The 13,388-nt window shown below is 50.9% G+C and carries 9 protein-coding genes; 1 reads left to right on the top strand and 8 read right to left on the bottom strand.

Features of this window, described 5'->3' with window-relative positions:
- Position 1: 1 nt before the first annotated feature.
- From ACVB80_RS16010 to ACVB80_RS15995, 4 genes are all read right to left on the bottom strand, one after another.
- A complete protein-coding gene (locus ACVB80_RS16010; RefSeq protein WP_481082284.1) occupies positions 2-1,219 on the bottom strand; it encodes an ABC transporter permease in 1,218 nt (405 codons plus the stop codon).
- On the bottom strand, positions 1,209-2,438 hold the full coding sequence (locus ACVB80_RS16005; protein ID WP_481082283.1) for an ABC transporter permease: 1,230 nt from the start codon (positions 2,436-2,438) through the stop codon (positions 1,209-1,211). Before ACVB80_RS16005 ends, ACVB80_RS16010 begins: the two co-directional genes overlap by 11 nt.
- Before the next feature lie 9 nt (positions 2,439-2,447).
- The gene (locus ACVB80_RS16000; RefSeq protein ID WP_481082282.1) at positions 2,448-3,194 is read right to left on the bottom strand and encodes an outer membrane lipoprotein-sorting protein; all 747 of its coding nucleotides are present in this window, start codon (positions 3,192-3,194) and stop codon (positions 2,448-2,450) included.
- 313 nt (positions 3,195-3,507) lie between these two features.
- Complete coding sequence (locus ACVB80_RS15995) at positions 3,508-5,952, bottom strand: thrombospondin type 3 repeat-containing protein (protein ID WP_481082281.1); 2,445 nt, start codon at positions 5,950-5,952, stop codon at positions 3,508-3,510.
- A gap of 265 nt (positions 5,953-6,217) precedes the next feature.
- Between ACVB80_RS15995 and ACVB80_RS15990 the strand changes: the two genes are divergently transcribed.
- Entirely contained in the window at positions 6,218-7,321 is a 1,104-nt protein-coding gene (locus ACVB80_RS15990) for a helix-turn-helix transcriptional regulator (RefSeq protein WP_481082280.1), read from the top strand.
- Positions 7,322-7,407: 86 nt separating this feature from the next.
- Here ACVB80_RS15990 and pheT read toward each other — a convergent pair whose 3' ends face one another.
- The 4 genes from pheT to ACVB80_RS15970 all read right to left on the bottom strand — a co-directional run bounded on the left by pheT (position 7,408) and on the right by ACVB80_RS15970 (position 13,231).
- Positions 7,408-9,795: a phenylalanine--tRNA ligase subunit beta gene (gene pheT / locus ACVB80_RS15985; RefSeq protein ID WP_481082279.1), complete on the bottom strand. Its 2,388-nt coding sequence runs from the start codon at positions 9,793-9,795 to the stop codon at positions 7,408-7,410.
- A gap of 18 nt (positions 9,796-9,813) precedes the next feature.
- Positions 9,814-10,797 carry a phenylalanine--tRNA ligase subunit alpha gene (gene pheS, locus ACVB80_RS15980; protein ID WP_481082278.1) on the bottom strand — a complete coding sequence of 328 codons (984 nt, stop codon included), beginning with the start codon at positions 10,795-10,797 and terminating at the stop codon, positions 9,814-9,816.
- A gap of 232 nt (positions 10,798-11,029) precedes the next feature.
- A complete protein-coding gene (locus ACVB80_RS15975; RefSeq protein WP_481082277.1) occupies positions 11,030-12,145 on the bottom strand; it encodes a diguanylate cyclase in 1,116 nt (371 codons plus the stop codon).
- Positions 12,146-12,325: 180 nt separating this feature from the next.
- Positions 12,326-13,231 carry an EamA family transporter gene (locus ACVB80_RS15970; RefSeq protein WP_481082276.1) on the bottom strand — a complete coding sequence of 302 codons (906 nt, stop codon included), beginning with the start codon at positions 13,229-13,231 and terminating at the stop codon, positions 12,326-12,328.
- Positions 13,232-13,388 lie beyond the last annotated feature (157 nt).

The raw sequence follows: 13,388 nt of genomic DNA, 5'->3' as shown, positions 1-13,388 counted from the left end.
ATCAGTGTTTCTCCGCCATCGCCTCTGCCGGACGATGTTTTAAAATCTGCGCAGCCGGATAAAGTGCCGCCAGGGTACTGGCCAGAATGATAGTGACAAAAATCATCTGGTAGTCTGAGGCTTCAACATAAGGATAAAGAACCGTATCAATTCCATAGGTGCCCAGCCCTTCGGCCAGTGCGCCCAGTGAGATCCCGGTATGCTGAAATATAGCCACCAGTGCGATACAGGCTGCGATACCCAGTATGCCGCCACATACCCCAAGCAGGCCGGATTCGAGCAGGATCAGGGTAAAGATCCTGTGTTTTTGCATGCCCACCGCCATCAGCACGCCAAACTCACGGGTGCGCTCAAACACCGACATCAGCATGATATTGACGATACCGAATCCCATCGCAACCATAAAAATACCCAGCATGATGGCGTTACTGGTTTTCATCGAGCCGGTCATTGAGGCCAGCATCGGCTGAACGGTTTTCCAGTCCCGTACCAGGTTCTGTGGATCTGTGTACTGGCTGAGAGCGGCCTGCGTCTGGCCGAGTTGGTTCTCATCATTAACCACAATCGCCAGCTCGTGAATACCACTGACCCCGGCAAGCTTGATCAAATCACCTTTACGCACGTAAACATTGCCGTCATCAAACGAAGTTGAAGGGGTTTTAAACAGCCCCCGGACCCGAAACGCAGCCCCGGCCACTTCCCCTTCCATATCTGAAAAAGTCAGCACGACTTTTGAGCCCACTCTCAGCTTAAGCCGCTGCGCAGTTTTCTCAGAGACAAGTACCGGGTTACGGCCCTGCTCAGTCAACCACTCCCCCTGGGTAATGTTCTCAGCCAATGGCGTCACCCTGGCTTCCTGTTCGATATCAATTCCGTTGATCCGGATACCCCGGGTGCTGCGGGCAGAAGCTATCATGCCATTGGCAAGAAACCGGGCGGAGTATGCGGAGACGTTGGAATCCGCCTCGAGCTGTTTGATCAGCGCATCCGGGTCGGCAATCAAATCCTTGATATCCGGATTATCGATATAGAGCCGGTTGTGCACCTGAATATGACTGGTCTGCCACGCAATGGCGTTTTTAAGCATGCTGTCCATCAACCCGGTCATAAAGGCGATCATGCTGACCACGCCCATCAGACCAAACACAATGGCACCGAGCATAATTCCGGTACGCAGCCGGTTACGCCACAGATTTCGCCACGCAAGTTTAATCAGCATCGTCACCTCCTTTAAGCGCACTGACCAGGTTGAGACGATAGATACGCAACATAGGGTAAATCAGACAAACCAGCAGCATGGCACTGACAATAAGCATCTGATTAAGATAAAGCCGCGGGTCAAGCACCACGGGCATCACCGGCTCAAAACCCGCTTCAATCATCATTTTGGCGGTATCACCGGTCAGCTCTATCGGGTTGTGCAGGAAGTAAATCAGCAACGGTGTCACAACCACCACACCAAGGACCATTCCCAGCGCAGCAATCAATACCGATTCTATGGTCACCAGCGCCAGAAGGCGGGTGCGCAGCATACCTGTCGCCAGCATGACACCAAACTCACGCCGGCGCTCTAAAGTCATCATCAGAATGGTGGCAAACAGGCCAAAACCGACCACACCATAGAGGATGTACATAAGGAAGATCCCGCCCACTCTGTCCATTTGAATTTGCTGCGCCGTTTCCGGTGACAGATCCTGCCAGTCACGTACGTTCACTTCACCGGAATAGAGCGAGTTAAGCGCTCCCATCGCACTATCCAGCAGATCCAGTTTGCGGGTGTGCAACACCCAGCTTGTAACCTGGTCGCCGGTTGAATACATGGTCTGGGCAGCTTTTATTGGCAGGTAAACAAGCTGGCTTTCCAGCTGAGGCATGGGAAAACTCACAATACCTTTGACCAGATAGAGTCCGGCTGCCGTCTGGCCACGATAACCCTGTCCATACAGAACCAGTTCATCACCAACCTCCAGCTTCATAAAGCGGGCCAGACTTTCCCCAACCAGCACCTGGTTATCTCCCGGAGCCAGATAGCTCCCGGCAATGACTTTGTCACTCAGGCCCGAATAGGCATTTTCCATATCCGGGTCAATACCCAGTACCATTACCCCTTTGGACTTATCACCTGCAGCTGCCAGGGCAAAGGACTCAATACGGGGAATCGCGGTTTCAATTGCAGGAATGCTCCGTGCGGCTTCAATAAAGCCACGTTTTCCGGGCAGCAGATCATCAATACTCAGACTCTCTCCAAACTCGGGATGCTGAAGCTGAATCAGCCCGGTATAGAAACGGGCACTGTTTTCGATATTGGCTGAATAGGTGCCCTCCTGGAGTGAACGCATCGCAAGAGAGAGCACCAGCGCGAGCGCCAGTGCGGCAGAAGTAAGCAGGGTTCGGCGTTTCTGGCGCCACAAATTGCGCCAGGCCAGTTTGAGCAGCATAGGCGCTCCTTAATCGCGCAGGGCTTTCATCTGAGCCTGAGAGAAAAACTCATCCCCAATTTCAAAATCAAATTGTGCCTGATGAGTAATAAATTCGGTTTTGTTGCCAGGCTTGTCCGCCGGAACCATCTCCATCCGGGTCGCCAGCATTCGCCCGCCCAGCTCTTTAAGATCGTAAGTACTGAGCGTGTTCACCAGTTCATCAAACTCATCATAAAACTCAGCCTTGCGCTGCAGATAGTGTGTCTTCGAGATCCACAGCTTTACTTTGCTCCACACCACCGGAGCGTCCGGTTTGGCGATGGCATCAATCACATAGGTCACCTCGCCGTCGAACTCTTCTTCTCCCAGCAGGGTGTGCTGGTAATCGACCACGATAGAGGACTGGTTAATCAGGTCATCATTGGTGAAATCCGAACCCATCCATGACTGCCCCAGCATAGAAGGCGCAATCTTGATCACCCGCTCAATACCCGGGATCCAGTTCCACATTTCGTGGTAGCGCTTGAGTGACGCAGTGCCCTTGTCTTTGGCCGGAGCCGTCACCAGCACCATTGAGAGATCCTGACCTTTGGTCCAGCTTTTCATGCTCATAGAGCGGTTCCAGTCCGGGCGGATAATGTTCATCGTCGCAACGCTGTAACTGGAGTCTCCCCGCATCTGCTCATCAGAGCGTTCGACTATTTCTGTTGCGCTCATGTTGGCCCAGGACAAGGGGGCGACGAGCGTGAGGGTGAGTAATAGTTTTTTTAGCATTGGAGCCTCTCTGTTGAAGCAATGACGAAACCGAGAACCGAGAACCGAGAACCCAGAACCGAGAACCGAGAACCCAGAACCCAGAACCCAGAACCCAGAACCCAGAACCCAGAACCCAGAACCCAGAACCCAGAACCCAGAACCATTATCCCCCGCCATAATACGCACACAAGATAACCAGATTAAGAATTCATTAATAAATAACAGATTAGCTCAGATATGAGATAGGAAGCGGATGCGGGGTCACAAAAAAAGAGGGCCCCGGAGAGCCCTCAAAAAAAGCAAGCGAAGGTTATTGTTGTTTTATGGAGATTCAGAGTGGGTAGTCTGGTGCTACCTGCCCATTTAGCTGCCAGACACCTTCTGCATTTTTAACCGCATACCAGGTTCTGAGCAGATTGTCTGGTGCATCAGACAAATCTATCTCAAAGCTGACTTTTGCCACGCCATTGTCGTGGTGGTAAGCCAGCACAGTAGCATTGATGAAGGTCGTACCCGCTGCGGTGTTTTGCACTATGCTATCCAGCATCTGAGTCTTGTTCAGCCCCTCAAAAATGAAGGAATCAGCAAAGAACGGACCCAGCTGTTCAACCGTTGGCACCTGACCGGCAAACAGATCTGTGACCGATGTAAACAGAGCAAGTATTTTTTGCTTCTCTGCCGCAACATCGTTTTCATCAATGGTCAGTGACGGTACTTTGGTAGCCTGACGGTTATAAATTGGAGCCCAGGATGGATTAACCTGTGCCTGTTTGATGAAGCCACGGTTAATGTGCCAAGCTGTGTTTACGTCCGGCACCTCACTCCAGTTGCCATCTTCCTGTTTGACGAAAACCTGCTCAGTCACCTTACAGGCATCAAACAGCCCGGCAGGGACTCTTACAATATCCTTACCCTGATACTCACGTATCGCTTTCAGCTGTGTCAGTGGCAAAAGATCAAACGAGCTACCTGGGTACGCACCATACACTAGCTTGAGAGCGACATTATCGGCAAAATAAGTTTCAGGTTGACCTTTAAGAAGCTTTTCACGGCTCAGAATTTCAGGAATGGTATGACGCATTGCACCCCAGCCCGCGTAACTTCCGTCGGGATTCACCCCTTCGTTACCAAGATAATTATCCTGCCACTCATAGCTCATTTCATTCGCCTGAAGCACACCATCCAGGTTGTACTGATACCATTTGGTTGCTTCAAGGTTGCCCTGAGCCGAAGCAAGCCAGGCCGGTGCTTCTGTCAGTTGCTTATCGGCAATCGTCTGCATCCAGGAATAGTTCGCACCAAGGTAGGTAAACGCTTCATTGTAAGCGGTCAACGCCCCATCATTCACCCATGCGACAGAACGCTGAGTCTGATAGGTAATGGTATCACCAGCAGTGTCTGTATAATCTGCATCTGGCAGACTGTCCAGGCAGGCCTGTAAATTGTCAGGCTGAACCAATGGGACAAGTGGCTCGGTATCTTCGATATCCGGGTAACCATCTCCGTCATCATCGGTATCAATATTGTTTCCTTTACCGTCCTTGTCAGTATCAGACCATTCCGTTGGATCTTCCGGGAACGCATCATCTGAATCTTCATACCCGTCATTGTCGTCGTCCGGGTCGGCATTATCACCAATCTTATCGCCGTCAAAGTCAGCCCATTCAGTTTCATCAAGCGGGAACTTATCATCGCCATCCAGATGACCGTCACCATCATCGTCATCGTCAGCATTGTTGCCTGTCTTGTCGTCATCGGTATCCAGCCACTCGGTGTTATCGAGAGGCAGATCATCATCAGCATCTAGGTAACCATCACCATCATCATCCGGGTCAGCATTATTACCTATCTTGTCGCCATCAGTATCCAGCGTCTCTGTCTTGTCATAAGGGAATAGGTCCACATCATCGTTTACACCATCTCCATCATCATCCAGGTCCGCGTTGTCGCCGGTACCGTCTTTATCTGTGTCCAGCCACTCTGTCGCATCATCTTTGAACGCATCCAACGCGTCCGGGACACCATCACCGTCACTGTCAGCTTTCACATCAACCGTGGTGTTCTCACCATTTTCGTTTTTAACAATTCTCTGGTCTTCGGTCAGCGCTTTCAGCGTGGCTTCTTCGGCTGCGATTGCCTGCTCAAATGCATCAAGCCCTGCGTTTGCACTGCCGTCATCATTGCCGGCAATACCGTCAAACTCGGCTGAGGTTTTTGGCAGCAGTTCCATTTCAACCAACGCAGCGGCTTTTGCCAGCACCGCATCCTGTTTGGCTTCCACATAGTCACCAAGAAGCTGCTCTTCTTCGATGCCCAGTTGCGCAGCCAGTTGCTGTTTGGCTTCATCGAGGGTTTTACCGTTTCGCAGCTGAATATCCACCAGGCTTGAAAGTGGCGTAACCGCACTTTCTCCCGCCGGAGCAGACATCATGTAACCTGATGAAACCGGCTTACCGATCTCTTCATCAATGGTTTGACCGGCAATGGCCTGAACGACCACCGGAATGGTCAGGTAGTCCGCTGGCAGCTGGCTGATATCAAATTCCGCCACACCACCAGTGCCACTGCGGACCATGACTTCATTGTTGTCGTATACAAAGTTTTTGTTCTCATCGAACCAGACGATGGCGTTACGCAAATAGCCATCAATAGCCTTGACCTGATACGTTGTCTGAACAACCGGTGAGGGAGCGGACGAGTCGCTGCTTCCGCCGCCGCAGCCAGCAAGAGGGAGTATAATGGCACCTATCGCCATTGAGAGGGGGGTTAGTCGCATGGCTTGCTCCTTATAATATATGCCAGCACTTCTACTTCGTCTGTTAGCAGTTCTATAAGCTGTGCGAATAACCCTCCATCCCCATATGGGTACACCTCTCTGAAATGCCCTGAAAATGCGATGCACATATCGTGATGTCTGCACCAGTTTTCAGTTTGCCCCATAAACGGAGCATGACCTGGATCAACGGTGCCCGACATATCAGACTCCTGTATAAGCCAAAATGCTAAATTAGTACTATATCAGCGAAAGGAGTATCATACGGATGAGTGAACTCGACCGCCTGATCCAGGCTCTCTATTCTTCCCTGGTAGACAAACGGGGATTCAGTGGTTTCTTACATAATCTGGTAACTCAGCTGAAGCTGCTTTCCGGTGGCATTGTGATGCTCGATGAGCAGCACCAGAAAGCCAATCTGATATGGATTGAAGGGCTGGATATCGACTCTGCCAACCTGTTTCTCGACAGCAATGTTGAAAGGGATCCACTGATGAAGCAGTTGCGCTTTACCGATGTGGGTGAGCTGGTTGTGATGGGTGATGACGAAGCCAATAAGATGCTGGCCAAGCACCCGGAGTTTTTCAGTGAACTGAATGCCGATTTGGATATTTACTACGCCATCGGTACGGTGCTTTCCAATGATGGAGTCTGGAGCAGCCAACTCTATTTCCACCGAAGCCGTAATCAGGGCGCCTTTTCTCCGGATGAGTGCAAACTGATCCGTCAGCTTCTGCCCCATATTCAGCACGCGATGCAGCTGTTCCATATTAAGCAGAACCAGGACAAACAGAAAATGCTCTGTGAACTGCTGTTCGATCAGATCCAGCTTCCTGTTATTCTTCTCGATGATTACGGCAAGGTATGCCACCTGAACCAGCAGGCACAGTCCCTGTTCGAAAAAAGTCGTGAGTTACACCACGTCAATGGCCATCTGCACATCAGTAATCCACGCATCAACCGCAAACTGAATGAAGCCATTACCTCCTGTATCGAACATGGTAACGCCGAAGTTGTATCACCATCGCAGGATGAAAGCCGCTACTCATATACCATTGCACCGCTTGTTGGCTGTGAGCAGAAAGGGGCGGCGGTCTTTGTTTACAACCCGGAAAGCATCCTGGATATTGACCTCCCTACCCTGTGTAAGCTGTTCGGCCTGACAGAAAAAGAGGGCGTAGTCTGCCTTGAACTGGCCCAGGGCCGTTCACCGGCCGAAATCGCCGAGCTTCACTTTCTCTCCTACGAAACGGTGAGAACCTATATCAAGCGGGCGATGAAGAAAACCAACACTACCCGGCAAAATGAGCTGGTCGCCAAGCTGATCACCAGCCCGGCCAACGCATCAATTAAGCCCATTTATCTTCAGTAAACCGGACCACCAATCCATCCTCGCGAATGACAGGCAAAAAAAAACGGGCTCCAACCGGAGCCCGTTTCATTAATCAGAATCTCTGATTAGTCACGCAGGGTCGCGCCAAACTTCTCAGAAACGTGCGCAACGATAGCGTCTACCGCGCCAGCGATGTCAGCATCTTCCAGAGTACGCTCAAGAGACTGCAGAGTCAGGGCAATTGCCAGGCTCTTCTTACCTTCTTCAACGCCTTTACCCACGTAAACGTCAAACAGTTTAGCGTCAGTCAGGAACTCGCCGCCCGCTTCCAGACATGCATCAACGATGTCGCCAGAAGCAACTGCTTCATCTGCAACAACCGCGATGTCACGACGGTTCGCAGGGAACTTAGACAGAGCAACCGCTTCAGGGATCACACGGGTGTTGATCGCAGACCATTCGATTTCGAATACGATAGTGCGGCCGTTCAGGCCAAACTTGCGCTCAAGCTCAGGGTGAACGGTACCAATAACGCCCACTTCTTTGCCGTCAACAACGATAGCTGCTGCCTGGCCAGGATGCAGTGCCGGATGCTTAGTCGCTGCAAAGCCGTATGCTTTTTCGTTCGCAGTCAGCTCAAGTACCGCTTCCAGATCACCTTTCAGGTCAAAGAAATCAACGGTGTTGGTTTCGATGTCCCAGTGCTCCTCGCTGCGTGCACCAGCGATAACACCAGCCAGCATCGTTTCCTGACGCATGCCGTTTTCAGCAGATTCGCAAGGAATAAAGCGCAGGCCCTGTTCGAACAGACGAACGCGTGGCTGCTGACGCTTCTGGTTGTGAACAACGGTGTTCAGCAGGCCCTGGATCAGACCAAGACGCATCGCTGACATATCCGCTGAAATCGGGTTTGGCAGGATCAGTGGCTCAACATCCGGTACGATCAGCTTCTGCTGCTCTGGCTCAACGAAGCTGTAAGTGATCGCTTCGTGGTAACCGCGGTCAACCAGCAGATCACGAACGCGCTTCATCGGCTGTTTCGCTTCGACGTGGTCGTGCATCTTCAGCGCTGCCGCAGGAGACTGGTTAGGAATGTTGTTGTAACCGTAGATACGGCCAACTTCTTCGATCAGGTCCTGCTCGATAGCGATATCGAAACGCCAGGTCGGTGCTTTCGCACTCCAGCCAGCTTCAGTGGTTTCCACGCTCATACCCAGACGCTCCAGGATCTCAACCACGTCGTCAGATGCGATGTGGTGACCCAGCAGATCGTCCAGCTTGGTGCGGCGCAGTGCTACTGTGTTTGCTTTTGGCTGGTCTGCATCAGATTCTGAAGCAACGACAGGGGCAACTTCACCACCACAGATCTCAACCAGCAGCTGTGTTGCACGCTCCATAGCGCTGTGCTGCAGTGCGTAATCCACACCGCGCTCAAAACGCATTGAAGAATCAGTGTGCAGACCGTAGCTGCGTGCGCGGCCGCGGATATGATCCGGTGCGAAGAAGGCACACTCCAGCAGCACGTCTTGAGTCTCAGCGGTTACGCCAGACTCTTCGCCACCGAAGATACCTGCGATAGCCAGTGCTTTGTTGTGATCAGCCACAACCAGGGTATCTGCGTTCAGCTCAGCTTCGGTGCCGTCCAGCAGAGTCAGCTTCTCGCCCTGCTCTGCCATACGAACTACGATGCCACCTTCAACCTTTGCAAGGTCAAATGCGTGCATTGGCTGGCCCTGCTCAAGCAGTACGAAGTTAGTGATATCAACTACCGGATCGATAGAGCGGATACCACAACGACGCAGTTTTTCCTGCATCCACAGCGGAGTTTCTGCTTTCACGTTTACGTTCTTAACCACACGGCCAAGGTAACGCGGACACGCTGCAGGTGCTTTAACGTCGATAGATACGGTGTCTTCGATTGACGCAGCAACCGCTTCAACAGCAGGCTCGGTTACGTCAGCACGGTTCAGAACGCCTACTTCACGCGCCATACCGCGGATGCTGAAACAGTCAGCGCGGTTAGCCGTCAGGTCAACGTCTACAGTTACGTCATCCAGGCCCAGGAAGTCACGGAAATCGGTACCGATTACTGCGTCTTCTGCCAGCTCCATGATGCCGTCAGATTCTACGTCGATGCCCAGCTCTGTGAATGAACACAGCATGCCGTGTGATGGCTGGCCACGCAGTTTTGCTTTCTTGATTTTAAAATCACCTGGCAGAACCGCACCAACGGTTGCTACTGCGACTTTCAGGCCCTGGCGGCAGTTTGGCGCGCCACAGACGATATCAAGCAATTCTTCTTCGCCGACATCTACTTTGGTCACGCGCAGTTTGTCTGCATCCGGGTGCTGGCCGCACTCGACAACCTGACCAACTTTAACGCCGTTGAAGCTGCCGGCTACAGGAAGTACGTCATCCACTTCCAGGCCAGCCATAGTGATTTGGTGTGTTAGTTCGTCAGTGGTAATCGCAGGATTAACCCACTCACGAAGCCATGATTCGCTGAATTTCATCGTGTTTAAACCTCTGGATTACTTGAACTGTTTCAGGAAGCGCAGATCGTTCTCGAAGAACGCACGCAGGTCGTTTACGCCGTAACGCAGCATGGTCAGACGCTCAACGCCCATACCGAATGCAAAACCAGAGTATTTCTCAGGGTCGATACCTACGCTGCGCAGTACGTTCGGGTGAACCATGCCACAGCCCAGTACTTCCAGCCACTTACCGTTTTTGCCTTTAACATCAACTTCAGCTGAAGGCTCGGTGAACGGGAAGTAAGACGGACGGAAACGCACTTCCACTTCTTCTTCAAAGAAGTTACACAGGAAGTCATGCAGGATGCCTTTCAGCTGAGCGAAGTTTACTTTCTCATCTACCAGCATACCTTCCACCTGGTGGAACATTGGGGTATGAGTCTGGTCGTAGTCATTACGGTAAACACGGCCCGGAGCGATAAAGCGGAACGGTGGTTTGCCGTTTTCCATAGTACGGATCTGCACACCAGAGGTGTGAGTACGCAACATCAGATCCGGGTTAAAGAAGAAGGTATCGTGATCAGTACGCGCAGGGTGATCTTCTGCGATGTTCAGTGCATCAAAGTTGTGGAATGCATCTTCGATTTCCGGACCAGACTCAACGTTAAAGCCCAGCTCACCAAAGAACTGCTCAATACGCTCAACGGTACGGGTTACCGGGTGCAGACCACCGTTTTCAATGCGACGGCCCGGCAGGGTTACGTCGATGGTTTCTGCAGCCAGCTTGGCTTCCAGCTCTGCACGTTGCAGCGCGTCTTTACGCGCAGCGATGGCCTGCTGAACCACACCTTTGGCTTTGTTGATTTCCTGGCCGGCGCTGCGGCGCTCTTCCGGCGGAAGTTTACCCAGGCTCTGAAGCTGAGCGGTCAGCTCACCTTTTTTGCCCAGGTACTGAACACGCACTTCATCAAGTGCGACAAGCGAGTCTGCAGCGTCAATCGCCGCGCCCGCGTTAGCAATGATCTCTTCTAGATGTTGCATCGTTTCCTCATCTACCTTTTGGTAGTGTCCGTAAGGGTTCCCTTTCAGGTTCCCAGAAGGGATTTTCGGTATTTTTTCGAATAGCTGTACATAGTAATCAAACCAGCCACTAAAGCCAAATCGAATTGTGCCGTAAGGAGTTTATTGGTTAAAAGAGAGGCGCACAGGGCGTGAAACAGGAAGATAAGTGGGTAAAAACGGACGTATTACCCACATTTTGGGGAAAAGTGAATTAATTATAGATTTCTTCTTCGCTCTGCAGGCAGGCAATCCGGTTACGGCCTTCCATTTTGGCCTGATAAACGGAGCGATCCGCAGCCTTGATCAGGTCTTCATAGCCAGTCATATCTTCCGTTTTTACCGCCACGCCCACACTGATGCTGCCTTTCCAGAACCCGGAGCCGGTTTCTACTTTCAGGTTCTGTACTTTTTGATGGATCACTTCCGCAATATAAAGGCCACCACTGAGCGTTGTATCAGGACAAATTGTCAGAAACTCATCACCACCAAGACGACAAACAATATCGTCATTACGAAACGCATGCTTGAGTGTTACCGCCAGCTCCCGTAACACATTATCTCCTGCATCATGGCCATAAGTGTCATTGATCTGCTTAAACTCATCCGCATCAATCATGATACAAACCAGCGGCTTACTCATGCGCCACTGCTCCTGCATGTGCCTGATAGCGCAGCGCCGGTTCGGCAACTGAGTAAGAGAATCTGTCAGTGAAAGCTCTTCAAGACGGGTATTGGCATCTGACAGTTCCTGCGTACGTGCTGCCACTTTTTCTTCCAGCGAATGATTGAGCGCCACCAGCAGTTTATTGCGGGCAGATACCTGTTCAAACAGACCGTTTAACGCGATCAGCAGGGGCTCGGTTGCCTTGTCTCTTTCGCGCTCTTCATCCTCATAGGCCTGTTCAGGGCTCCTGCCTTTCTCAATCGCTTCAATCTGACGGGCCATGTTTTGATCAGAACCAAGAATATGGTAAGCAAGCCAATGGATTAAAAACTCCAGCAACTGTTCAGAAGAGTGACTGTTTTCAAGATCCAGCAAAGCGAGCATGGAACGGATGTCATTCATAAAGTTACGATGTAACTGAAAGTGCGGAACAATATGACGGGCATCCAACGCATAGCTTTTCATCAGCGCTTCTTCTTCCTGGAAATGATATTCAGCGTAATCAGACAGCTCACCCAGTGCCTGCCTCATATCCTGAACACCTATGGAATTATCTGCAATAAGCGCCCCATATTTGTTAATAAAACCCACCAGATACTGGTGCTGTTCATCAACATCAGCCAGGCCGGTTTCAAAGTTGGTATCCCATTTAAATGACTTCATAACGCTCACTGCTCATTATCAAAGCTAACACTTATCAATACTGCTCTATACATCCAGAAGACAGAAGCAACTTCTGACATACAGCCATACCCTCTTTATAAAGCATTATTAAGTAAAGATCCGGGAATTACCCTGAAAAACAAAAACTCTCCTAAGTGTTTGTATACATTATAGACATTATTAGGAAAATCCCACCACAACCAGGCCAAAAAAGACAATACCGGTTCCCAGTAACTTAGGGATAAAACGGGGCTCCCTCAAAATAACCACCCCCAGAATTACCCCAATTGGAATACTTAACTGACGCAAAGCAACAACATAACTCACCTTTGCATCCAGACTGTATGCAAACAAAATCAACATATAGGTTGCGGCCATCATCATTCCTGTAGTGACTACACGCATCCCATAACGTCTGGCTGTACCCATCACCGCCCGGCGGAACTCCCTGTTCATCAGGCCAGGCAAAGACAGAAGCAATGAACTGCATGCCTGCATCCAGACATACCAAAGAGCAAGCCACAAACCGGACGTCTCAGGCGGCACCTCCCCCCTGAGCAGGCTCATGGCAACGCTGTCAACTATCGAATACCCCGCAGTGCCGACTGCAGCGACAACTGCAAACAAACAGGCTGGCGTGAAATACTGAGCAATACGCCAGCCAGAAAAGCTCTTCTGAGTAATCATCAGGCTGCCAAACACAATCAGTCCACCACCAACCCAGCTTAGTACCGCCAGCTCTTCTCCCATTGCCAGCGAGAAAACAGCAACCATAACCACCGGCAATGCCCTTGCCAGAGGGTATGCCATGCTGACATCCCCTTTCTCATAAGCTCTGCACAGACCATAAAGATAAAGCAGGTTAAATAAGCCGGTCAGGCCACAGTAAAGCAGTATCGACTGACCGGGAACATATCCCACATACAGTGCCACAGGCAGTAAAACTAACATCACGGTTAAGTTAGCAAGGAAAAAATAGCTGAAGCCAGGTGGCTGGCTTTGACTCTGCTGAGACTTGCTGTAGGTGTTCCAGCCAGCGTGCATCGCTGCCGAAACCAGGGTCAGGATAAGGACAAAAGTGCTCATTATATTCTCTGCTTACGCTAACGCGTGGGTCTTACGAATCCCCTCATAATTTCCTTTCAAAACAATGAGTAGACGCACATCGCCCTATCTGATCTAATGAATTTCGCCAAAAACACACCTTCACAGATAGATAAGAAAGAGATTCTTAGCGATGTGC

It is taken from the genome of Vibrio sp. 9-16B-A1 (assembly GCF_056726165.1).
The sequence above is the reverse complement of the archived record's forward strand: the minus strand, read 5'-3'. Positions and strand labels throughout refer to the sequence as shown.